This is a genomic window from Methylobacterium sp. Leaf85, assembly GCF_001422125.1.
Classification (GTDB): Bacteria; Pseudomonadota; Alphaproteobacteria; order Rhizobiales; family Beijerinckiaceae; genus Methylobacterium; species Methylobacterium bullatum.
In genome coordinates this window covers 317,071-339,447 of record NZ_LMME01000032.1, presented here as the reverse complement: position 1 = coordinate 339,447, position 22,377 = coordinate 317,071, and the positions used below count along the sequence as shown (strand labels likewise).

General features: G+C 68.5%; 24 protein-coding genes. 13 read left to right on the top strand and 11 right to left on the bottom strand.

The annotated features are described in order from the left end of the window. Positions 1 to 192: 192 nt before the first annotated feature. Together ASF08_RS19445 and ASF08_RS19440 are read left to right on the top strand one after the other, a co-directional pair. Entirely contained in the window at positions 193 to 576 is a 384-nt protein-coding gene (locus ASF08_RS19445; protein WP_051074345.1) for a hypothetical protein, read from the top strand. Between the two features lie 105 nt (positions 577 to 681). Next, positions 682 to 1,779 (top strand): DUF2125 domain-containing protein, encoded by a 1,098-nt coding sequence (locus tag ASF08_RS19440; protein ID WP_056148714.1) that lies wholly within the window; start codon positions 682 to 684, stop codon positions 1,777 to 1,779. 248 nt (positions 1,780 to 2,027) lie between these two features. On the opposite strand, the gene ASF08_RS19435 is transcribed toward ASF08_RS19440, so the two are convergent. The 3 genes from ASF08_RS19435 to ASF08_RS19425 all read right to left on the bottom strand — a co-directional run bounded on the left by ASF08_RS19435 (position 2,028) and on the right by ASF08_RS19425 (position 5,155). Continuing rightward, entirely contained in the window at positions 2,028 to 2,987 is a 960-nt protein-coding gene (locus ASF08_RS19435; RefSeq protein WP_056148712.1) for a prephenate/arogenate dehydrogenase family protein, read from the bottom strand. Then, positions 2,980 to 4,101, bottom strand: a complete 1,122-nt coding sequence (locus ASF08_RS19430; protein ID WP_056148710.1) for a pyridoxal phosphate-dependent aminotransferase — start codon at positions 4,099 to 4,101, stop codon at positions 2,980 to 2,982. The genes ASF08_RS19435 and ASF08_RS19430 overlap by 8 nt, the downstream gene beginning before the upstream one ends. A gap of 190 nt (positions 4,102 to 4,291) precedes the next feature. Beyond that, positions 4,292 to 5,155: a chorismate mutase gene (locus ASF08_RS19425; protein WP_056148708.1), complete on the bottom strand. Its 864-nt coding sequence runs from the start codon at positions 5,153 to 5,155 to the stop codon at positions 4,292 to 4,294. 303 nt (positions 5,156 to 5,458) lie between these two features. On the opposite strand from ASF08_RS19425, the gene metX reads away from it, so the two are divergent. The 4 genes from metX to ASF08_RS19405 all read left to right on the top strand — a co-directional run bounded on the left by metX (position 5,459) and on the right by ASF08_RS19405 (position 9,272). Then, positions 5,459 to 6,667, top strand: a complete 1,209-nt coding sequence (gene metX / locus ASF08_RS19420; RefSeq protein ID WP_056148706.1) for a homoserine O-acetyltransferase MetX — start codon at positions 5,459 to 5,461, stop codon at positions 6,665 to 6,667. A 5-nt stretch (positions 6,668 to 6,672) separates the two neighbouring features. Beyond that, a complete protein-coding gene (gene metW / locus ASF08_RS19415) occupies positions 6,673 to 7,356 on the top strand; it encodes a methionine biosynthesis protein MetW (RefSeq protein WP_051074443.1) in 684 nt (227 codons plus the stop codon). Between the two features lie 122 nt (positions 7,357 to 7,478). Further along, entirely contained in the window at positions 7,479 to 8,768 is a 1,290-nt protein-coding gene (locus ASF08_RS19410) for an adenylate/guanylate cyclase domain-containing protein (RefSeq protein WP_238254228.1), read from the top strand. 243 nt (positions 8,769 to 9,011) lie between these two features. Beyond that, on the top strand, positions 9,012 to 9,272 hold the full coding sequence (locus ASF08_RS19405) for a hypothetical protein (RefSeq protein WP_018045910.1): 261 nt from the start codon (positions 9,012 to 9,014) through the stop codon (positions 9,270 to 9,272). A 184-nt stretch (positions 9,273 to 9,456) separates the two neighbouring features. Here ASF08_RS19405 and ASF08_RS19400 read toward each other — a convergent pair whose 3' ends face one another. Then, positions 9,457 to 10,218, bottom strand: coding sequence for a methyltransferase (locus tag ASF08_RS19400; RefSeq protein ID WP_244474585.1), 762 nt, complete (start codon positions 10,216 to 10,218; stop codon positions 9,457 to 9,459). 189 nt (positions 10,219 to 10,407) lie between these two features. Between ASF08_RS19400 and ASF08_RS19395 the strand changes: the two genes are divergently transcribed. The 5 genes from ASF08_RS19395 to ASF08_RS19375 all read left to right on the top strand — a co-directional run bounded on the left by ASF08_RS19395 (position 10,408) and on the right by ASF08_RS19375 (position 14,337). Further along, positions 10,408 to 11,454, top strand: coding sequence for an extensin-like domain-containing protein (locus ASF08_RS19395; RefSeq protein WP_056148704.1), 1,047 nt, complete (start codon positions 10,408 to 10,410; stop codon positions 11,452 to 11,454). 128 nt (positions 11,455 to 11,582) lie between these two features. Beyond that, the gene (locus tag ASF08_RS19390; RefSeq protein ID WP_056148702.1) at positions 11,583 to 12,050 is read left to right on the top strand and encodes a hypothetical protein; all 468 of its coding nucleotides are present in this window, start codon (positions 11,583 to 11,585) and stop codon (positions 12,048 to 12,050) included. Further along, positions 12,047 to 12,706: a ribonuclease T2 family protein gene (locus ASF08_RS19385; RefSeq protein WP_018045905.1), complete on the top strand. Its 660-nt coding sequence runs from the start codon at positions 12,047 to 12,049 to the stop codon at positions 12,704 to 12,706. The genes ASF08_RS19390 and ASF08_RS19385 overlap by 4 nt, the downstream gene beginning before the upstream one ends. A gap of 18 nt (positions 12,707 to 12,724) precedes the next feature. After that, entirely contained in the window at positions 12,725 to 13,570 is an 846-nt protein-coding gene (locus ASF08_RS19380; protein ID WP_056148700.1) for a 23S rRNA (adenine(2030)-N(6))-methyltransferase RlmJ, read from the top strand. A gap of 80 nt (positions 13,571 to 13,650) precedes the next feature. After that, entirely contained in the window at positions 13,651 to 14,337 is a 687-nt protein-coding gene (locus ASF08_RS19375; protein WP_425324819.1) for a spermidine synthase, read from the top strand. Here the strand turns inward: ASF08_RS19375 and ASF08_RS19370 are convergent. Further along, a complete protein-coding gene (locus ASF08_RS19370) occupies positions 14,331 to 14,618 on the bottom strand; it encodes a hypothetical protein (protein WP_026176297.1) in 288 nt (95 codons plus the stop codon). The genes ASF08_RS19375 and ASF08_RS19370 overlap by 7 nt on opposite strands. Before the next feature lie 106 nt (positions 14,619 to 14,724). Beyond that, positions 14,725 to 16,158, bottom strand: a complete 1,434-nt coding sequence (locus ASF08_RS19365; protein ID WP_056148695.1) for an FAD-linked oxidase C-terminal domain-containing protein — start codon at positions 16,156 to 16,158, stop codon at positions 14,725 to 14,727. 302 nt (positions 16,159 to 16,460) lie between these two features. On the opposite strand from ASF08_RS19365, the gene ASF08_RS19360 reads away from it, so the two are divergent. Further along, positions 16,461 to 16,829, top strand: coding sequence for a c-type cytochrome (locus ASF08_RS19360; RefSeq protein ID WP_018045900.1), 369 nt, complete (start codon positions 16,461 to 16,463; stop codon positions 16,827 to 16,829). Positions 16,830 to 16,993: 164 nt separating this feature from the next. Here ASF08_RS19360 and ASF08_RS19355 read toward each other — a convergent pair whose 3' ends face one another. After that, complete coding sequence (locus ASF08_RS19355; protein ID WP_018045899.1) at positions 16,994 to 17,506, bottom strand: MarR family winged helix-turn-helix transcriptional regulator; 513 nt, start codon at positions 17,504 to 17,506, stop codon at positions 16,994 to 16,996. Positions 17,507 to 17,796: 290 nt separating this feature from the next. Between ASF08_RS19355 and ASF08_RS19350 the strand changes: the two genes are divergently transcribed. Next, complete coding sequence (locus ASF08_RS19350) at positions 17,797 to 18,219, top strand: organic hydroperoxide resistance protein (protein ID WP_056148692.1); 423 nt, start codon at positions 17,797 to 17,799, stop codon at positions 18,217 to 18,219. A 54-nt stretch (positions 18,220 to 18,273) separates the two neighbouring features. Here ASF08_RS19350 and ASF08_RS19345 read toward each other — a convergent pair whose 3' ends face one another. From ASF08_RS19345 to ASF08_RS19330, 4 genes are all read right to left on the bottom strand, one after another. Then, positions 18,274 to 18,708: an NfeD family protein gene (locus ASF08_RS19345; RefSeq protein WP_056148690.1), complete on the bottom strand. Its 435-nt coding sequence runs from the start codon at positions 18,706 to 18,708 to the stop codon at positions 18,274 to 18,276. After that, entirely contained in the window at positions 18,705 to 19,697 is a 993-nt protein-coding gene (locus tag ASF08_RS19340; protein ID WP_018045896.1) for an SPFH domain-containing protein, read from the bottom strand. Before ASF08_RS19340 ends, ASF08_RS19345 begins: the two co-directional genes overlap by 4 nt. A gap of 76 nt (positions 19,698 to 19,773) precedes the next feature. Further along, positions 19,774 to 21,222: a hypothetical protein gene (locus ASF08_RS19335; protein WP_056148688.1), complete on the bottom strand. Its 1,449-nt coding sequence runs from the start codon at positions 21,220 to 21,222 to the stop codon at positions 19,774 to 19,776. A gap of 15 nt (positions 21,223 to 21,237) precedes the next feature. Beyond that, positions 21,238 to 22,041, bottom strand: a complete 804-nt coding sequence (locus tag ASF08_RS19330) for a hypothetical protein (protein WP_238254230.1) — start codon at positions 22,039 to 22,041, stop codon at positions 21,238 to 21,240. Between the last annotated feature and the right edge of the window lie 336 nt (positions 22,042 to 22,377).

The window sequence follows — 22,377 nt, the reverse complement described above, 5'->3', positions numbered from 1 at the left end:
GTCTATCCACAGGCTGTGGATAAGCCGGTCTAAGGCACCCTGCGGGGAGCGAAAGCGCGACTCTTGACGGAAGGAAATTGTTAAGATTACTCTGGAACAAAGGGCGAACGGAAAAGCCGCGTTTGTTCTCGCCCCGCAAGGCGCGGAACACGGCTTTCACCGAGGCCCATCCTCTGATCAGGAGATCCATCCATGCGCGAAGTACGTCTCAGGACGACGGCCAGCCTGCGTGGAACTCCTGCCCTGGTGCTGAGCGCCTGGCGCGGCCGGTCCGGCCGCCGTTACGTCGTCGGCATTCATGAACTGGCCGAGCTCGAACTCGACGACATGGGCGAGGCGGTGGTGATGGCCGTGCGGCGGGACTCCGCCGGGATCGGCGAACTCATCGCCGTGGCCGCGGCCGGATCGAGCCCGCGCGAGCGGCTCACCCGCAACTGGATCGCCCGTGCGCGCCATGGCGGCGCCACGGAGATGCATGTCCACCGCCTGGCCGAGGATGAGGCCGAGCGGTGCGAGATCGTCGCCGATCTCCATGTGGATCGGCCTATGGACCAGATCACGAGCGTCGCCGCCTGAATCGGCGGGCGGCCATGCTTTCGCCGCGTTGAGACCCGCCAAAGCTCAGTCACGAAGGATACCCCGTCGACGGCGACGGGGCTTCGAGATCGAGGCGAGTGGACGATGGCGCAGGCACCGGATTTGACGGCCAGGAAACGGCCATCGCGGACCGGCCTGTTCCTGCCCTACATTCTCCTCCTCGCCGTTGTCCTGATCTGGAGCGCGGGTTGGTTCTGGATTCGCGGCAAGGCCGGGTCCGAGATGGATGCCTGGATCGCCCGCGAGGCCTCGGCCGGGCGCAACTGGACCTGCGCCGACCGCACCATCACCGGCTATCCCTTCCGGATCGAACTGCGCTGCGCCTCCCTCGCCTTCTCGCGGGCGGACAGCCGCTTCACCCTCGGACCGTTGACCGCGGTGGTTCAGGTCTATCAGCCGCGCCAGGGTATCCTGCAGGCGAGCGGGCCGTTCCACGTGGAACAGGACGGCCTCGTCGCCGACGCCACCTGGACCTCGCTGGAAGCGAGTTTCCACGGCACGTCCGACGGCTTTACGCGGGCCTCCCTGGCGGTGGATGGGCCGAAAGTCAGCGTGACGAATGCCGCGCCGCAGCCCATCGACGTGGCGGCCAAGCACCTCGAATTTCACGCCCGGCCGACCCCCGCCCGTTTCGCCACGGAGGGTGCCGTCGATACCAGCCTGCGGCTGACGCAGGCGGCCGTGCCCGTGCTCGATCCCCTCCTCGGCAACACCGCCCCCGTCGACATGGCGTTGGATGCCACGGTGAATCAGGCGGCCGTCATCCGGACGGGACAGGTGGCGCGTGAGCTCGAAGCCTGGCGCCGGGCCGGCGGCAGCCTCGACATCGCCCTGCTCTCCCTGGCCAAGGGCGACCGCCGCCTCCAGGCCCAGGGCAAGATCACCCTCGACGACGAGCACCGTCCCGCCGGACAGATCGATATCCGCGCCGCCGGGGTAGAGGCCCTGGTCGGGCAGGTCATGGGCCAGCGTTTCGGGGCCGAGAAGGGTGCCCTGATCGGAGGCTTGGTCGGCAAGCTGCTCGGTGGCGGAAGTCGCCGCCAGGACGCTGAAGCGGCCGCCACGCCGGCGGCGGCGGGAGATCCGTCCCTCAAGGCGATGCCGCCCCTGCGCCTCACGGACGGACGCCTGATGCTGGGTCCGTTCCCGATCCCCAACGTCCAGGTGCCGCCGCTGTACTGAGAGGCCGTTCGACCCAAGTACATGAGCCGTGATGGTCCAGCATGAAACATTCATGCCTGCACGACCTCATCCTGAGGTGCCGGAGCGAAGCGGAGGCCTCGAAGGAGCCCTCCAGTTCGCGCAGTGGCTTCTGGAACCCTCCTTCGAGGCCGCTACGCGGCGCCTCAGGATGAGGTCGTGGGTGAGAGAACGGACGTCTTTGCTCGGGGGCGACGGCAAACCAGCCCACTAGTTCATCTTGCGAGACCCTACCGCCCCGAGACCGGTTCGTCCTTCGCAGGCTCCGGCGGGGTGCGGCTGCGGCCGAAATCCGCTTCCGCCGTCTCCTGCCCCAGGGCGACGATGCCCCGGCGGATGGCGCGGGTGCGGGTGAACAGGTCGAACAGCGCGTCCCCGTCGCCCCAGCGGATGGCGCGGGCCAGTGCCGCCAGATCCTCGTTGAAACGGCCGAGCATCTCCAGCACCGCGTCCTTGTTGGTGAGGAACACGTCCCGCCACATGGTCGGGTCTGAGGCGGCGATGCGGGTGAAATCGCGAAACCCGCCGGCCGAGAACTTGATGACCTCGGATTGCGTCACCGCTTCGAGATCGGCGGCCGTGCCGACGATGTTGTAGGCGATGAGATGCGGCACGTGGCTGGTGATGGCGAGCACGAGGTCGTGATGCTCCGGCGTCATGCTCTCGACGATGGCGCCGAGCCCCTCCCAGAAGGCCTGGACCCGCGCGGTGGCGGCCTTGTCGGTGCCCTCCGGCGGGGTGAGGATGCACCAGCGGCCCGAGAACAGGGTCGAGAAGCCGGCATCGGGTCCGGAATACTCGGTGCCCGCCACGGGATGGGCCGGGACGAAATGGACGCCCTCGGGCAGATGCGGCGAGACGGCAGCGACCACCGAGGCTTTCACTGAGCCGACATCGGACACGATGGCGCCGGGTTTCAGATGCGGCGCCATCGCCTCGGCGACGGCCCCCACGGCCCCCACCGGCACGCACAGGATGACGAGGTCGGCGCCGGCAACGCCCTCGGCCTCGCCCGTGGCCTCGTCGGCGAGGCCGAGGGCCTGCACACGCTCGATCACCGCCGGGTCGCGGTCGATGGCGACGATGCTCCGCGCCAGCCCGTATTGCCGCGCGCCCCGCGCGATGGAGGAGCCGATCAGCCCGAGGCCGACGATGGCGAGGCGCTCGCAGACGGGGTTCGCCTCAGGCACGGATGCCGTCCTTCACGAAGGCGGTGAGCGCCGTGACGAAGGCGCGGTTGGCCTCCTCGCCGCCGATGGTGACGCGCAGGGCGTCCGGCAGCCCGTAGGAGATCACCCGCCGCACGATGATTCCGCGCGCGGACAGATAAGCGTCGGCCTCGGCGGCGCTCCGATTCGGCTCGTCGGGAAAATGGACGAGGATGAAGTTCGCCACACTCGGGGTGACCACGAGGCCGAGGGATGAGACGACCTCCGTCATCCAGGCGAGCCAGGTCTCGTTATGGGCGACCGCCGCCGCCACATGCGCCTCGTCGGCGATGGCCGCCGCACCGGCCGCGATGGCGCTGCCCGACAGGTTGAACGGGCCGCGAATGCGGTTTACCGCGTCGATCACCCCCGCCGGGCCCACCATCCAGCCGATCCGCAGGGCCGCGAGGCCGTGGATCTTCGAGAAGGTGCGGGTCATCACCACGTTCTCGGATTCGAGGACGAGTTCGAGGCCGGCGCTGTAATCGTTCGTCCGCACGTACTCCGCATAGGCTCCGTCGAGGACGAGGAGGACGTTCGGCGGCAGGCCCGCATGCAGGCGCCGGATCTCGGGGAAGGGCAGGTAGGTGCCGGTCGGATTGTTGGGATTGGCGAGGTAGACGATCCTCGTGCGCGGCGTGACGGCGGCGAGGATCGCGTCGACATCGGCGTGCAGATCGCGCTCGGGCACCACCACGGGCGTGCCGCCGGCGGCCAGGATGGCGATGCGGTAGACCAGGAAGCCGTGCTCGGTGAAGATCCCCTCGTCGCCCTCGGAGAGATAGGCGTAGGCGAGGAAGGACAGGAGCTCGTCCGAGCCGGCGCCGCAGACGATGCGGGCGGGATCGAGCCCGTAGCGGAAGGCGATGGCCTCGCGCAGGCGGGTCGAATTGCCGTCCGGATAGAGGGCGAGGCGGAACGCCTCTTCGCGCATGGCCTCAATGGCCAGCGGGCTCGGGCCGAGGGGCGTCTCGTTGGAGGAGAGCTTATGGACCTTCACCGCGCCGGGGGCGCCGCTCTTGCCGGGCACATAGGCCTCGATGGCGAGGATTCCGGGGCGGGGGACGGGACGGGACACGGAGGGAGCGGAGGACATGAGCGCGGGCCGGCTGGAGTTCAGGCTGCCCGTCTAACGCAGCTTGCCCGCCTTGACGAGTGAACCGCCTCTCTCCCGCCTAAGCAGGTTCGCATTGGCAAGCCAACGCTTCACCTCGTTGAGGCCTCTGACGTGTCGCAGGTTTTGGAACGCAAAACCGATGACCACTTTTGCTAAACCTGCTTCTGCGTCACACCCGGAACCGGGCGGCGTGGCTGCCGATCTCGTCGAGGCTTTCCACCCTCGCGCCGGCCCGTTCCAGGGTCTCCCGCAACTGCCGGCCGCCGACTCCGCCCGGCACGGCGATGAGAAGGCGGTGACCGTCCGTGACGGCCGCGCGCGCCACCACCTCGCCGTAGAGGTCCTGCAGGGCACGGGCGCTCTCGGGCGTCCAACTCTCGAGCCGGGCCGCATGGAGCACCCAGTCGCGCTGGGCGGCGGCCGGATCGTCGAGGGGGTTGGCCACCACGAAGACCGGCGTGCCGGCGGGATGGGTCGGCCGCTCGATGAAGGGCAGCCGCGCGATCACCTTGGGCCGGCCCTCGCCGACGAGGCCCTCCCACCAGGGCGCCTCCGGGCTCGGCGGTGCGGACCCGTCGGGGTCGAGGCGGAAGATGCCGAGATCGCCGCGCGAGGCGGCCACGGCCTCGATCACCGCCGCGCAGGTGGGATGCGGCCGGTAGGGCACCGTGAATCCGAAATGGAAGCGCGCCGAGTCGCGCATCGGTGCGTCGCCGCCGGACACGTCGGCATGGACGCTGAACGGGGCCTGGACCCAGGTGAAGGTGGCGATGATGACCCGCCATATCCCCTCCACGGTGTCGAGGGGGAGCAGCCCGCGATGGCGCTCGGCCACGCGCCGCATCATCGAGGCCTCGCGGCCGGGCCGGAAGGCCGAGCCGCTGGCCGAGGTGCGCTTGACCGCGATGAGCCGGTCGATGATCGAGCCGCGCTGGATCAGCAGGGCATGCATCTCCGCGTCGATCCGGTCGATCTCGGCGCGCAGCTCGGCGAGATTGTCGAGGGGCGGTGCGGGTCTCGTGGTGAAGCGCATGCGGGCTGTCGCGTCCGGCGGCGGGTATGGATCGGGTATGGATCTTGCCGACCCCGCATGAGGGAGACGGCCGATCGTGTCTACGTTTCCCGAAGCTCGAGGACCAGAGCACCGGTTGTGACCTTCTCGCGCGCGGCCCCTTTCGTTGACGCCCGTGCATACGCACATTACGCCCACATGTCGTCCGGCTGGGCCGGGCACCGATGGGGATGGACCTTCGCGACGCGTCGATGGGGTGGCGACCGGCCGCCCCCCTCGCATCACCGCGAAAGCGAATCGGCGAACAACGCGCGAAGACGCCTGATGACCATGTCGCTCGACAGTCTCGCAAGGCCCGACGAGGGGAACATCCGCCAGGACGGCATCCCGACGGATGCGCCGCCCTCCCTCGATCCGCGAAGCCCGGTGGCCTCGTTCGGCCTCGACGAACCGCTCGCGATGGATGCCGGCGTCGATCTCGCGCCGTTCCGGATCGCCTACCAGACGGCCGGCACCCTCAACGCCGACCGGTCGAACGCGGTGCTGATCTGCCATGCGCTCACCGGGGACCAGCATTTCGCCCACACCCATCCGGTGACGGGTAAGCGCGGCTGGTGGGAGACCCTGGTGGGACCGGGCAAGCCCATCGATACCGACCGCTATTTTGTCATCTGCTCGAACGTGATCGGGTCATGCATGGGCTCCACGGGTCCGGCCTCCACCGATCCCGCCACGGGCAAGCCCTACGGCCTCGACTTTCCGCTGGTGACGATCCGCGACATGGTGCGGGGTCAGGCGATGCTCCTCGACCGTCTCGGCATCCGCGACCTGTTCCTCTGCGTCGGCGGATCCATGGGCGGCATGCAGGTGCTGCAATGGGCGGCGCTCTATCCCGACCGGGTCTTCGCCGCGATGCCCATCGCCACCGGCGCCCGGCATTCGGCGCAGAACATCGCCTTCCACGAGGTCGGCCGTCAGGCGATCATGGCCGACCCGGCCTGGGCGGAAGGGCGCTACCTGGAGGCCGGCACGCGCCCCGCCAAGGGCCTCGGCGTGGCGCGGATGGGTGCCCACATCACCTATCTCTCCGAGCCGGCCCTGCACCGCAAGTTCGGCCGCCGCTTCCAGGGCGGGTCCGCGCCGACCTTCTCGTTCAACGCCGATTTCCAGATCGAGAGCTACCTGCGCCACCAGGGCCTGAGCTTCGTCGAGCGGTTCGACGCCAACGCCTACCTCTACCTGACCCGCGCCATGGATTATTTCGACCTCGCGGCCGACCATGGCGGCGTGCTCGCCAACGCCTTCCGCAACACCCGGACGCGGTTCTGCGTGATGTCCTTCACCTCCGACTGGCTGTTTCCCACGGCGGATTCCCGCGCCATCGTGCATGCGCTGAACGCGGCCTCGGCCTCGGTCGCCTTCGTCGAGGTCGAGAGCGACAAGGGTCACGACGCCTTCCTCCTCGACGAGCCGGTGATGTTCAACGCCGCCAAGGGCTTCATCGACGCCGCGGCCCGGGCGAGGGGCTTGTGACGTCGGTGAGTCGCGTGGCCCTCGCCCCTTGGAGCACGACCGACACGCTGCCGCGCAGCGACGGCGCCCGCGTCGACCATCTCGTCGTGCTCGGTCTCGTGCCGCCGAGCGCCCGCGTCCTCGATATCGGTTGCGGCGACGGCACGCTCCTGGCGCTGCTGCGCGACCGGCGCGGCGTCGACGGGCGCGGCATCGAGCTCTCCCGCGAGGGCGTCAACGCCTGCCTGGCGCGTGGCCTGCCGGTGATCCAGGGCGACGCCGACACCGATCTCGCCAATTACCCCGACGACGCCTTCGACGTGGTGGTCCTGTCCCAGACCATCCAGGCGACGCGCAACCCGCGCATCGTGCTGGAGCACCTGCTCCGCATCGGCCGGCAGGTGGTGATCTCGTTCCCGAATTTCGGCCATTGGCGGGTCCGCTCGGAACTCGCCTTCCGGGGGCGGATGCCGGTGACCGAGCTGATGCCGGAGGAGTGGTACGAGACCCAGAACATCCACCATTGCACCATCCGCGACTTCGTCGGCCTGTGCCGGACCGTGGGGGCCGAGATCGAGAAGGCCACGGCGCTCAACGCGCGGGGCCGGCCGATGCGGATCTCCATGCCGTGGTGGGTCTGGAACCTGTTCGGCGCGCAAGGCGTGTTTCTCCTGCGGCGCGGTGACGGAACGCCGTCCGACGCCAACTGAGGCGATCCGGGCGCATACCCCTCCCGAAAGCCGGTGCCCGGCATGCGGCAATCTCCACCGATGGCCTGCATGGGCTGCATCCGGCATGAGGGGCGGCCGATGGGGCAGGAGGAGACAGCCTATTGAGAACCGGGGATCGAGACCGGGCAAACGGGGAAGAACCGCGTTCGCCGACGATCGCGCATCTGCAGCAGGCATCGAGCGGCCGGTCCTTCGCCCTGCAGTTGCTCATCGTCCTGGTCCTGCTCGCCACCGCGCAGACCTATGACGGATCGATCCACGGGCTGGGACACTGGATCGTCCTGTCGGTCTATGCCGGGGCCTCGATCCTCCTGGCGCTGCTCAGCCTGCGAACGGCACCGGGTACCGGCATCCCCGTGGGCCCGAGCCGAGGGTGGCTCGGCTGGGGCTCGACCCTCCTCAATGCCAGCGTCGCGATCTACGTCCTCGTCGAGCACATGTTTCTGGGCGCCGCCGACACGGAGGAGGCAGCCGCCGCGGTCAGCCGGATCCCGGCCTTCCTGATCCTGCTGCAGACCGCGCTCACCATGCGCGTCTGGCACACCTGCCTCTTCGCCGGTCTGGTGACGGCGGGGTGGGGCGGCGCCATCCTGTTCGTCTATCTCTCGCCCGAGAGCCATCATCTGGGACCCCACGTCACCCTCGACGAGGAGGTGCCGGGGCTTCTCACCTTCATGGTCGCCAGCCTCGTGGTCCTCGACGGCGTGCGGCGGCTGACCTGGGCGGTGGCGGCGACGTTCCGGCTGGAGCGGGAGCGCCTGATCCTCACCCGCTTCGTGCCGGCCGCCGTCGCCGAGGATCTGGCGCAGGGCGGCGGTCCGGGCGAGGTCCAAGAGCGTCATGCCTGCCTGTTCGCCCTCGACATCCGCGGCTTCTCGGCGCTGACGCGGACACGGCCTCCCCAGCAGGTGGTGGAGGTCCTCATGGAGATGCGCGCCCTGACGCACCGGGCCGTGACGGAACGCGGCGGCATCGTCGACAAGTATATCGGCGACGGGGTGCTGGCCCAGTTCCTCGTCGGCCCTCCCCAGGCGCAGGCGCGCGCGGCCTTCACCTGTGCCGAGGCGGTCCAGCTGCGGCTGGCGGCCCTCAACCGGCGCCTCGCGGAGAAAGGCCTTCCCTCGTTGCGCGTCACCATCGCGCTGCATGCCGGCGACGTCCTCGTCGGCGTGTTCGACGACGGTCATCGCGCGGAATTCACCGTGCTCGGCCCGGCGATGAACACCCTCGCCCGCATCGAGGCACGGGCCAAGGCCGTGGACCTCCCGATCGCCATCTCGGAGGATTTTCGCGATCTCCTTGCCGGCTCCGGCGCGAGCGGCCTCAACTGGATCTCGGCCGGGACGGTGAGCGAGGCTTCCGGGCCCCGGCTCTACGCCGTCGCGCGCTGAATCGTATCCGGTCCGATGCCATCGGCAGGCTCGTCACTGAGTGTCTCTCACAAAACTCCCTCTGCACCGTCGTGCCGTGAGCGAGAACCGACGGTGACCGGGAGTTTTGTGAGGCACTCTTAATCCCGCATGGTTCGTGTGGCGTGGCACGTCATGGAGGAAAGAGACTTCCTATATCAGTTTCATACAGAGCGAAGCGGGCCAAACATCTGGTCCGCACTGTAAAGGAACTTGTAAAACGCCATGATGAACCGTATCGCCGCCGTCGCTACCGCTCTTGTGCTTGGCGCTGCTTCGATCTCTTCTGCAACGGCGTTCGAGCGCCCCTCGCGCTACACCGCTTTCTCGCCCTATGACGTCACCGAGACGGGCTCCCTCAGGGAGGTCAGCCGCCCGCCCGCCTATCTCGGCTGCCCGATGAGCTCGGCCGCCGAAGGCAATGCCAACCAGCAGAATTTCCCGGTCCAGCAATACGGTCAGACCTCCGGCGGAAACCGCTGCTGATCCTCTGAGGCGAGAGGGACGAGCATGGTTCTGAAGGGCTTTTCCTACGCCATGATCGGTGCCTTCGCGGGCGGCCTGATCTGGACGATCGTCGGCACCGCGAGCGTCTTTCTGGCCTCGTAGGTCGGACGTTCACCGAGACCGGAACGCAGTGCGGCGGGGCGAGAGCCCCGCCGTTTCCATGTCAGGGATCGCGTCGGATCTCCAGGGTGGCGACCTCGTACGTGATCGCCGCCCCTCCCCTCTCGAACTGCCTGATCACCGTCCGCAACGCGCCGGGCGACAGGGGACGGACGATGCCCGGCGTTCCCGCCCCGATGGTGCGAAGCGATCGGAGGAAGCCCCGGCCGTCGGCATGTGTCTCGACGACCGGCTTCAGGAACACGTTGCTCGTGCAGCCGGAGAATCGGAGCCGGGCCAGGGCCTCCGCCGTCGGATAGGACGGTGTGGCGGGGCGATGGCCGACGGCGTCGTGCGCCGCGTGCCATTCGCGGAACGTGCCGGACGCCAGGGTCGTCACCGCGAGGAACCCGCCGGGAGCCAGCAGGCCGGAAAGGCGGCCGAGCGCGCTCTCCAGATCCTCGAACCATTGCACCGCCAGGCTCGAACAGATCAGGTCGAAGCCCGGCGCCAGGCAGGGCCGCTCGCCGTCCATGACGAGAAAGGCCAAATCCGGCCGATGCTGCATGCGCTCGCGAGCCCGGCGGATCATGGCGGGGGACATATCCGATGCCACCATCAGGCCGGGCGTCACATGAGCGAGGACGGCCCGCGTGAGGAAGGCGGTGCCGCAGCCGATCTCGAGAATGTGTGGCGACGGGGGAAGGGGCAGGGCGGCGACGCGCTGCGCCAGCCGCGCAGCGACCTCCGCCTGGATAATTCCCGCGGCATCGTAATCGTCCGCCCCGTCGAAGGCCCGGGCCACAGCCTGTTTCCAGGGACGCATCGGTGCCGTCGGCGGGATCATCGGTGAGGCTGCGATAGACCGGGCGCGGGGCGCGCTCAAGCGTCCCGGCGCGACTTGCGCTTCCGGCCGCGCAAGAGGGAAGCCTCGGCCGTCCACACTCATACACAGGTGAGCGATCACTCGGCATCGTTGACGAACGCTTTACGAAAAGCTGCCCATTGTTCCGACATGTGGCGTAGCGTACTCGCGTTTTCCGTTCTCGGACTTATCGGCGCAGGTCTCACCGGCTGTGGACGCAGCCCGTTCGAGAGCCGCGAGGCTTGGCGCGACCAGACCGAACAGGCCTGCAACGCCAAGCGACTGGTGGAGACCACCGAGTTCGTGACGCCGGTGAAGGAGATCGCCGGTCCCGGCGTCTGCGGCATGCTGCAGCCCTATCGGATCACCCGTCTCGGCAAGGGCTCGGTCGCCCTGAAACAGCGGATGACGCTGGCCTGCCCGGCCCTGGCCGAGGCCGAGGCATGGCTGGCGGATACGATCCAGCCCGCCGCCAACCTGTATTTCGGCCAGCCCGTGGCCGAGATCAACGCCGGCTCCTATGCCTGCCGCGGCCGCAACAACCAGGCCGGCGCCAAGCTCTCGGAGCATTCGTTCGGCAATGCCGTCGACATCATGTCGTTCAAGCTCGCCGACGGCTACGTCATCACCGTGAAGGGCGGCTGGCGCGGCACCGAGGCCGAGCAGGGTTTTCTGCGCGAGGTGTTCATCGGCGCCTGCGCACGCTTCTCCACCGTGCTCGCCCCCGGCTCCAACGTGTTCCACTACGACCATATCCACGTGGATCTCGCCCGCCACGACCCGCGCGGCCTCAAGCGCATCTGCCAGCCGCTGCTGAAGTTCACGCCGCAGCTCGGCGCCGACGGCGTGCCCCGGCCGGTCTCCCGCCCGCGCCCGGTGGAGCGCCAGCCCGCCCCGCCCCAGGCCCCCCTCGATGTCGAGGAGGACGATCCCTACGGCGTGGCCCCGATGTCCTCGAACCGGACCCCTGCCAGGACGAGCCCGCAGGTCGCCCGCGCGCCCTCCCCCGCCCTGTCCGCTGCCGCCCCGTCGAATCGGGCGCCTTCCGCCTATGCCTCCACGCCGGCGGCCCGGCCGGTACCGCGCCCGCAGTCCTCGCGTCTGGCCTCCGCGCCGACTTATGCCGAACCGGCGCCGGGCTTCTCGGACGAGCCGCTCTCCCTCGCCGCCCCGGGCCTGTCGGACCCGATCTACTGAGGGCCGGACTGTGTTCCGGTCGCCCCAGGCCGGAATGAAAGCGATGCCGCCCGGCCTCTTGCGCTTGACACCGCCCGGACAGACGCCATCGTCCCCGGATGAACGGACTCCAGCGAAAAGACGCCGGCATGCGCCCGAATTCCCTCGCCACCGCCCTGGCCCTCGGCCTCGTCCTCGCGGGTAGCCTCCAACCCGCCTTCGCCCGCTCGGGCCGCGAGGAGATCACCCCCGCCGAGGAACGTGAGTTTCCCTTCGACGGGCAGATTCCGGGCTGCCAGGATTCCTCGGTGCTGGAACAGATGTCGAGCCAGTTCGCCGAGAAGGAGGCGAAGTTCTGGAACTCGAGCCTCACCATCGTCGGCTATGACCGGATCGAGCGGACGGCCTGGCGCCCCTGGGGCCTCGACACCTACCCCCGCCGCTTCTGCAGCGCGGTGGCGACCACGTCGGACGGGATCAAGCGCAAGGTCGATTATTCCGTCCGCGAGGGCCTCGGCTTCATCGGCGTGACCTGGGGCGTGGAGTTCTGCGTCCACGGCCTAGACCGCAACCTCGCCTATGCCTACGCCACGGCCTGCCGCGAAGCCCGTCCGTGAGACGAGTCGCCGCGCTCGCCGGACTGGCGCTGACGGCTTTCGCCGGAACCGCGCAGGCGCAGGGCTATGGACGCGGCGGCACGCCCGGCGAGTTCGATTTCTATGTGCTGGCCCTGTCCTGGTCGCCGACCTATTGCGAGACGGCCGGACGGCGTGACGCCGACGGCCAGTGCCGGCCGGGTCGCGGCCTCGGCTTCGTCGTCCATGGGTTGTGGCCGCAATATACGCGGGGCTACCCGTCCGACTGCTCCTCCGTGGAACGCTCTCCCACCCGCCAGGCCATGGACGTGGCCGGCGAGGTCTATCCGAGCGAGGGGCTCGCCCGCCACGAGTGGCGCAAGCACGGCACCTGTTCGGGCCTCGATCCGATGTCGTATTTCAAGGCCGCCGCCCAGGCGCGGGAGGCGGTGACCATCCCGGCCGGCTTCGTGAAGCCCGATTCCGACACGCGCATCGCCCCCGTCGATATCGCCCGCCAGTTCGTGGCGGCCAATCGCGGCCTGCGCCCGGACATGATGTCGGTCACCTGCACCCGGGGAGAGTTGCAGGAGGTGCGGATCTGCTTCACCAAGGATCTGCGCGGCTTCGCGCCCTGCCCCGAAGTGGCGCGGCAGAATTGCCGTGCGGGCGAGATCGCCGTCGACGCGAGCCGGTGAGGCCAGGAACCTGCGCCCATGAACTACAGGCACGCCTTCCACGCCGGCAATTTCGCCGACGTGCTCAAGCACCTCGTGCTGACGCGCGTGCTCCATCATCTCCAGGCCAAGCCCACGGGCTTTCGTGCCATCGATACCCATGCGGGCCTCGGTTTCTACGACCTGACCGGTGACGAGGCGGGGCGGACGGGTGAGTGGCACGATGGCTGGGGCCGCCTCGATACGCCCTTCCCCGACGAGGTGGAGGCACTGTTCACCCCCTATCGCGCGGCCGTCGCCGCCACCCAGGCGCGCTATGGGGCGACTATCTATCCCGGCTCGCCGGCGATCATCCGCGAATTCCTGCGGCCCAGCGACCAGGGCGTCTTCGTCGAACTGCACCCCGCCGATGCCGAGATCCTGCGCGAGCGCTACAACCAGGATCCGCGCACCAAGGTGATGCATCTCGACGGATGGACCGCCCTCAACGCGCTGATCCCTCCCCCCGAGCGGCGGGGCGTCGTGCTGATCGACCCGCCCTACGAGGAACTCGGTGAGGTCGACCGGCTCGGCGCGGCTCTGGCCAAGGCCGTGGCGAAATGGCCGACGGGCATCTATCTCGGCTGGTATCCGATCAAGGACGTCGCGCTCATCGACCGCATGGTGGCGGAGCTCGACCGCTCGCTCTCCCGGCCCGCCCTGCGCATCGACCTGATGATCTCGGAGCCCTATCCGAACCGTCTCAACGGCAACGGCCTCATCGTCATCAACCCGCCCTGGCGTCTCGCCGACGAGGCTGCCCTGTTCCTGCCCGCCCTGGCCGAACGGCTGGCGCGGGGCGATTACGGCGCGTTTCGCTGCGATGCGTTCGGCGTCGAGGCTTGAATCCTGTCGTGAAGGTCGTCCCATCGATGAATTCCGCGATTCCCATCGCCAGCGCCGCCATTCCGGGCAGCGTCGAGACGATGCGTCTCGTCCGCTACGACGATGCCTTCTCGATCATGGTCGGCACGGCCGAACTGATGAACGACCGGCACCGCGATTCGGAGCGTGCCCTGGCCACGGTCACCTGCGCGCGGCTCGAGGGAAAACCGGCGCCGAGGATCCTCATCGGCGGCCTCGGAATGGGATTCACCCTGCGTGCCGCCCTCGACGCCCTCGGCCCGCAGGCGGAGGTCGTCGTGGCCGAACTGATGCCGGCGGTCATCGCCTGGGCGAGCGGACCACTTGCCCATCTCTTCACCGGGAGCCTCGACGATCCGCGCGTGAGCCTGGTCGAGGCCGACGTGAACCGCCTCATCCAGTCGGGACAGGCTCAGTACGATGCCATCCTCCTCGACGTCGACAATGGCCCCAAGGGCCTGACGCGCAGGGAAAACGACCGCCTCTACGATGGCTGGGGCCTCAAGCGGGCGCATTATGCCCTGCGACCGGGCGGCATTCTGGCCGTCTGGTCCGGGGGGCCGGACCGCCGGTTCAAGAAGCGGCTCCGGCGCTTCGGCTTCGATGTCGAGGAACACCGCTATCCCGCCCATCCCGGCGGGCGCCGGCACGTGCTCTGGATCGCCGTGAGGACGAACGTACAAGCCGAGGCGGCCCGTGGAACGGGTAGCTCCGTCGCCGGCCCGCCCCGGCCGGATCGATCTCAGTAATTGTAAGACCGACGCGGATAGGCCTGGTTCGGTGCGTAGCCGGCTCCACGCTGCTGCACCCGCGAGCCGTACTCGATCTCGCGCTGCTGCTTGGCGCGGCGATTGGCGAGATAGCGACCGCCGATGCAGCCCGCCACCGCGCCCACCACGCCGCGCTCGGCGAGGTAATGCCCGGCGAGGCCGCCGATGATCGCGCCCTTGATGCAGCCTTTGGCTTCGGCCGCCCCCGTGCTCGCCACGGTGAGCAGCGCCAGGGCCGAGAGCGTTGCAACGATGCGCATGATCATCCTCCACGATTGTGCGGGGAGGAAACACCGGCCCGGAGCTTAGCGTTCCGGGCATGGTTCGGCGGGATGGCGAGAAACCGCGTTGCGCGGCGCGCTGGCCTCAGGCGGCGACGCGCCCCTCCAGCGGGAACACCTTGGCGGGGTTCATAAGCCATTTCGGGTCGAACACGTTGCGGACCCGCATCTGCTGGTCGAGATCGACCTGCGCGTACTGGAAGCGCATGAGCTCGCGCTTCTCGATGCCGACACCATGCTCGCCGGTGAGGCAGCCGCCGACCTCGACGCAGAGCTTCAGGATCTCGTCGCCCGCGGCCTCCGCCTTCTGCAATTCGCCCGGCGTGTTGATGTCGAACAGGATGAGGGGATGGAGGTTGCCGTCGCCCGCATGGAACACGTTGGCGACGCGAAGGCCCTTGTCGGCGCAGATCGTGCCGATGCGCTCCAGCACCAGCGGCAATTGCCCGGTGGGGATCGTGCCGTCCATGCAGATGTAATCCGAGATGCGGCCCGTGGCGCCGAAGGCGGATTTGCGCCCCTTCCAGATCGCGGCGCTCTCGGCTTCGGATTTCGAGACGCGGATGCTGGTGGGCCGGTAGTCGCGGGCGATGGCCTCGATCCGGGCCAGCATCGCCTCGCATTCCTCGTCCGAGCCTTCGACCTCGATGATCAGCATCGCTTCGGCGTCGCGCGGATATCCGGCCTGGGCGAAATCCTCGGTGATGAGGATCGCCTCACGGTCCATGTACTCCATGGCCACGGGGATGATGCCGGCGGCGATGATGGCGGCGGTGCAGGCGCCCGCATCCTCCACCGAGGAGAAGCCCACCAGGGCCGGGCGCGCGCCCTCGGCCGCGCGCAGGATACGCACCGTCGCCTCGGTGACGATGCCGAGCTGACCCTCCGAGCCGCAGATCAGGCCGAGGAGGTCGTAGCCGGCGCTGTCGAGATGCGCCCCGCCGATCTCGGCCACGGTGCCGTCGTTCATCACCAGGGTGACGCCCAGAAGGTTGTTGGTGGTCACGCCGTATTTCAGGCAATGCGCGCCGCCCGAATTCATCGCGATGTTGCCCGCGATGGTGCAGGCGAGCTGGCTCGACGGGTCGGGCGCGTAGAAGAACCCCTCGTGGCTGACGGCGCCCGAAATGGCGAGGTTGGTCAGGCCCGACTCGACCCGAGCGACGCGGTTCTCGAAATCCACGTCGAGGACGCGGGTCATCTTGGCGACACCGAGGATGATCGCGTCTTCCTGGGCGATCGCCCCGCCGGCGAGGGATGTGCCGGCGCCGCGCGCCACCACCCGCACGCCGTTGGCGTGGCAATAGGCCATCACGGCGGAGACCTCGGCGGTGGTCGAGGGCAGGACCACAGCCAGCGGCATCTTGCGATAGGCGGTCAGGCCGTCGGTCTCAAAAGCGCGGCGCTCGTCCTCGGTGACGATCAACGCCTCGGCCGCGACGAGCGGCCGCAGGCCGGCGATGATCGTCTCGCGGCGGGCGAGAATGTCGGGGTCGGGCACGGGAAAGGCGATCGACATGGGCGGGCGCTCCTCGACGCATCGACCTGTCTTCAGCCACCGCTCAGCTTGGAAGGACTAAAAACGAGCCGTGAACCGTTCAGGACAATGGAATTGGAAGACATCTAAACGATAACCGGTTTCGATGCATCAGGATCGGATGCGTCGACGTTTCCGGAGGGCGGAAAGGCCGGTTTTGGGCTTCGTTTCGCCGCACGGACCCTAGGCGAGTTTGGAACGTTCCCAGTCTCGATCTGTTCTAAAACCAAAAGCTCTGCCATAAGCTCGGCTGGCTCATGCCGCCCAACGGAGGAAAAAATACAATGCGTCACCTCATCCTCGGCGCCGCGCTCGCTCTGATGCTTCCGCTCTCCGCACAGGCCCAGGAAGCCGGCGACGCGGCAGCCGGCGAGAAAGTGTTCTCGGCCTGCAAGGCCTGCCACAACTTCGAGAAGAACGGCGTCGGTCCGAGCCTCAAGGGCGTCTACGGCGAGAAGGCCGGCGAGGGCCATGACGGCTACAGCTTCTCGGCTGCCCTGAAGAATTCCGGGATCACCTGGGATGATGCGAACCTGAAGGAATGGCTCAAGGATCCCAAGGCCAAGGTGCCCGGCACCAAGATGGTCTATCCGGGCCTGAAGGACGACAAGAAGATCGCCGACCTCATCGCCTATCTCAAGTCCAAGTCCTGATCTCAAGTCCACGTCCTGAGGGACCGAAGCCGTAGCCGATCACGGCGGTCGCGGCTTCGAGCCTTTGGAAACGGCAGCGTCCCATCGATGGAGGCCGTCCCTGTTCGCTCAGGGGCGGCCTTTTGCGTGATCAAAGCCGCCGGGTGACGGTTCCCTTGAAACGGTTACTTGGAGGTCGGAGATTCCTCGTTGGCGCCGGCCACGTTGTCGTGGAGCGCTCCCCGCAGCATCACCAGCGAGTCGAGGAGCGCTCGGCGTCCGTCTTCCGACATCCCGGTCAGGGCTCCCGCGAGACCGGGGACGCAATCCATCCGTCCCTCGAGCTCGCGCCCCTTTGGCGTCAGGAAGATGCTGACCTGGCGCTCGTCGGCCCGGTCGCGGGCCCGGCGGACATGGCCCGACGCCTCCAGCCGCTTCAGCAGAGGCGTGAGCGTTCCGGAATCGAGGAACAGCTGGGTTCCGATCTCTTTCACCGTCAGCCCTTCCTGTTCCCAGAGGACGAGAAGGACCAGGTATTGCGGATAGGTGAGGTCGTGGGCGGACAGGAGCGCCCGGTAGGCTCGACCGAAGGCGTGGGCCGCCGAATAGACCGCAAAGCACAGCTGACCGTCGACGCCCCGACCCGGGGTCACGACGTCGTCGATGGCATCTGCTTGCGTGATACGTCGGCCTGCCATTCCTGGGGCCTCCCTCATGTTGGTCGCGTCCGGTGTCGGGTCCGGCCCAACCACCCTATCTAATTGATAATGCGGAATGGTCACCAGCGTTCACGGGATTCCCGCATCATGGTTGCGCGCAATCCGGTTTGATGCGATACGGAATATCAGTTGCGCACAATTCGGTTTCGGTTTTCAGCCGGATCTCGTGATGGCGGACGTTTCCCTCCGTCGGACGGGTTTCCCCGTTCTTCTGTGAGACCATCTTTCCTCGACGCGACCCCCTTCGATCTCAAGCAGGATGACCGACCATGAAGGCACTCTACACCGCTCACGCCCATGCCACCGGCGGCCGTGAAGGCTCCGCCTCCACCGACGACAAGGCCGTCGACGTCACCCTGGTGACGCCGAAGGAACTGGGCGGCGGTGGCGGCAACGGCACCAATCCCGAGCAGCTCTTCGCCACGGGTTATGCCGCCTGCTTCCTCGGCGCGATCAAGTTCGTGGCCGCCAAGGACAAGGTGAAGATCCCCGAGGACGCCAAGGTCGAGTCCTCCGTCGGCATCGGCCCGCGTGACGACGGCGAGGGCTTCGGTCTCGTCGTCACCCTGAAGGCCACCCTGCCGGGCATCGAGCGGGACAAGGCCGAGGATCTGGTGAAGCGCGCCGATGTGGTGTGCCCCTATTCCCACGCCACCCGCGGCAACATCCAGGTCGATATCAGCGTCGCCTGAACGCGCTCGTCACGAAGCCGGAGGGGCCTCCGCCCCTCCGGTATCCTACTTCCGTCAGGCCGTCGTCACGGTGAGCACGGTTCCGTCGATCCCGGTGACCCGGATGCGTGTACCGGCCGGTGCATCGGGACCGGAGACGCGCCACAGCGTGTCATTGACCCTGATCCGTCCGAGCCCGTTCGCGATCGCGGCGTCGAGGTGGAATTCCCGGCCGATCAGGCCCTGCGCGCCTCGGTTGAGGCTGTTGGGACGCCCGGTCATCCGCTTCTGCGCGAGCACGACGAGTCCCACCGACAGGACGGCGAACAGGACGATCTGCGCCTGCCACGGCATCGGCACCACGGCGACTTCGAGCCCCGTGACCATGGCCGCCGTGCCGAGCCAGACCAGGAACACGCCCGAAATCGCGAGTTCCGCTCCCATCAGGACCAGCCCGATCAGGATCCAGGTCCAGACCGGCCCCAGCGCCGTCACGCCATCGACGATCACGCGGCCCCTCCCCCGCTCGGGCCGACCTTCGGCGGTAGGCCGGAACTCTTTCTCTGCTGCGTCGCGCCCTCGCCGAACACACCGCGGGTGATCTCGGCAATGCCACCGAGGGTACCGGCGAGGGACGCCGCCTCGATCGGCACCACCACCACCCGCTGGTTGGGCGCGGTGGCCAGCGCCTTGATCGCGTCCACGTATTTCTCGGCCACCAGGAAGTTCGCCGCCGCGAGGTCGCCTTGTGAAATGGCCTCGCTGATGAGGCTCGTGGCGCGGGCCTCGGCCTCGGCGCTGCGCTCACGGCCCTCCGCATCGCGGAACGCGGCTTCGCGCCGCCCTTCGGCTTCGAGGATGGCGGATTGCTTGCGGCCTTCCGCGCGCAGGATATCGGCCTGACGATGGCCCTCGGCTTCGAGGACGGAGGCGCGCTTCTCGCGCTCGGCCTTCATCTGGCGCGCCATGGCGCCGGCGAGATCGGCGGGGGGCAGGATGTCCTTGATCTCGATCCGGGTCATCTTCACCCCCCAGGGCGAGGAGGCCGCATCCATGACATGGAGCAGGCGTTCGTTGATCTCGTCGCGGTGGGACAGCAGCTGGTCGAGGTCCATCGAGCCGACGACGGTGCGGATGTTGGTCATCGTCAGCGTCATCATCGCGGTTTCGAGATTCGAGATCTCGTAGGAGGCCTTGGCCGCGTCGAGGACTTGGTAGAACACCACCGCGTCGATCTTCACCCCCGCATTGTCGCGGGTGAAGGCCTCCTGGCTCGGTACCTCGATGACCTGTTCCATGACGTTCACGCGCCGGCCGATGCGCTCGATATAGGGGGCGATGAGACCGAGCCCGGATTCGAGGGTGCGGGAGTACCGGCCGAACCGCTCCACCGTATAGACGTGGCCCTGCGGGATGATGTTGATGCCGATGGCGAGGGTGACGACCACGAGAACGACGAGCGCCACCGCCACCACGCTCAACCCGATCGAGAGATCCATGCCTGTCCCCACTGCCTTTTCGGAAGGGACATTGAGGCCGAGCGTCTGCCCCTATGCAAGGTGAATCGTCCTCGCGTCAGCGTGCCCAGACCCCCAGACGCTCCGTCCGCGCACGGTCCTCGGCGGCGACGAGATCGGGGGTGGCTTCCGATGAGGCGCGGCCTCCGCCGTTGAAGAGCACGACTTCCGACAGGTCGCGGCCTTCCACCGCGCAGAGATAGGCGGCACTTCCAGCCACGGGCTGGCAGGTCACCGCGCGACCCGCGAGGTAGCGCGTCAGTTCCTCCGGCTGTCCGCCGCGGACCCATTCCACGCCGAACAGGCGCACGAGCTTGCCGCCGACGCGCAGGGTCGCGGTGTCGATCACCTCCGTCTTGCCGGTGATGGCGTTGGACGGCTCCGCCGGCTTCGTCCGGCTCTCCTCCGCCGAGGGTGGGCTCGGCTCCTCGGCGGGAATGCCGGGGGGCGCCGTCGGGGACACCGTTTCGCGCGGATTGGCCATGGTGGAGGGCCGGTTCTGCGCCGGCTGGGACTGGGGCGGCGGTGTCGCCTGGGCCGGATCCTGCGCCTTCGCCTCCTGCCGGGGAGCCTCCGCATCGGGGGTGGAGGCCGGCCTGTCGTCCCCGCCGCCATGGGTGAGAAGCAGGACGAGGGCGAGGCCGCCGAGCAGGCCCACGCCTGCGACGAGCGTGCCCGGCCGGGTCAGGATCGTACCGTCATCCCGGCCAAGGCGGCGCAGCCGGTCGCCGGCGCGGGCGACGAGCCCGGGCCAGCGGGCCGGTTGCCCTCCCTGGACCGGCGTTGCCGAGGGAGAGGCCGCGCCATCCCCGGCGGCGAGGCCCGAGAGACGCTCACGGGCGATGGCGACCGTCTCGCGGGCCCTGTCGCCGAACGAGGCACCGATGCGCATGCCGCGTTCGCGCAAGCTCGGTAGCGGGCTCGAGCCCTGCCCGCCGGTGGGGCGATCCGCCAGGGAGTGACGGATGGTGCTCAGCGTGCCCGCCAGACTCGCCGAGACGGTGGCCGCGGCCGACCTTCCCATGGCGGCCGAGCGGGCCATCACCGAGCGGGCTCGTTCCGACTGCGATTCCACGAACCGCGCCGTCGCCGCCTTGATGTCGTCCGACGCCGTGGGCTCGGGCGGCGCCTCCACCACGGGTTTCGGCGGCACCGGCACGAAGAGAGCGCCATGGCGCTCCCGCAACTCGGCGAACAGGTCCTCCAGGGTCAGTGGGCCGGTCTCACCCTCTCGCGGTGCCCCGGTGCGATCGACGACCCTGTAGAAGGGCGGCTCGGCGGCGGGCTCGACCACGGCCTCGGCCAGGAGCTGCAGCGTCCGGCGAGCCACCGGAAACGCGTCCTGGCGGCGGATCTCCGCTTCGATCATCGACCGGACCGATTCCCGTGCCGCACGCGCGGCGACGATGGTCGAAGCTTCGGCCTCGTCGGACACCGTCGTCGGGGATGTCTTGTCGGATGCGCGTGACGTGTTCGTCGCGCGTGTCTTGGCTGCGGTCGCGATCATCGGTTCGACTGTGTCTCAGGCACCGGGCCGTGTCGATGCGGCGGCGCTCAGCGGTCCCGGTGCGAAGCGGCGCAGGACACGGCTCGACTCGGATACGATCACCGGGCGCGGTCCGGCGAAAGAGATTTCCAAGGTCAGTTCCGCCACGCCCTGCGAGCGGGCACCGTTCCTCGGATTCGCCGCCCGGAAATCGAAGGTGGAGCGCACGATGCAACTGCTCGTGCCGACGCTGCAGGCCGTGCGCGGGGACCCGTCCTGCAGCACGTAGCGGCGGTCCGGCCAGCGTCGGACGAAGCGGCGCTTCTCCGCCATCACCGCGGCCAGCGACAGGGTGCGACCGTGGAAGCGCACGGACTCGGCATAGAAACGCGGTGCGGCGGCGACCATGCCGTCGCCGGGCTGGGAGATCGCGTCGAGATACTCCTCGTTCAGCCTCTGGGCCTTGCGCGCCCATTCGGGAAAGCGGTCCTCGGAGGCCATCGCCATGCTCGGGGATGGTGCGCCCGGGGAGACGGTGAGGGGGAGGGCGTTCGGCGGAACCTGCGAGAGGCGGCGTGGGGAATGCCTGATCCCGGCCTCGGCGTGGCGGCTGCCGCGACGGGAGCGCCGCGGTACCTCCGCGCTCCTCTCCGCGACGGAGGCGGCACTCGGCGTGGTCTCGGGTTTCGCCGCCTGGGCCGGGCTCGCCTGGGGCGCCTCCTGCACGGCCTGGGGGGAGGCGGGCTTCGCGTCGCCCTTCGGTTCGGGCTTCGTATCGGCCTTGGCAGGAGGATCGACCCAGGCCGGACGGCCCTGTGCCCCGGCGCTACCAGTGGACATCAGAGCCCCGAGGAGGGCCGCCGAGCAAGTGGAGAACAATCCGTAGCGCATGGCATCTCACCGCTGTCGCGAGCGACGTGGAGGGTGGGCACGACCGCATGACAGCGTCCGGCCGGAAGGAAACGTCAAGGTCGGGCGTTCGGTTGCCCGCGTCGAGGCGGGCCGTTCGCGACGGGGTCGCGTCGACGCACGAGACCTGTGCGGGTTCGCGTTGGAACACCAACGCTTCACCTCGCCTAGGCCTTTGGAGTGTTGCAGGTTCTGGGACGCAAAACCGGTGACCACTTTTGCTAAACCTGCTTAGCACACGGCATTGCCAGGCGGTTTCGATCGGGC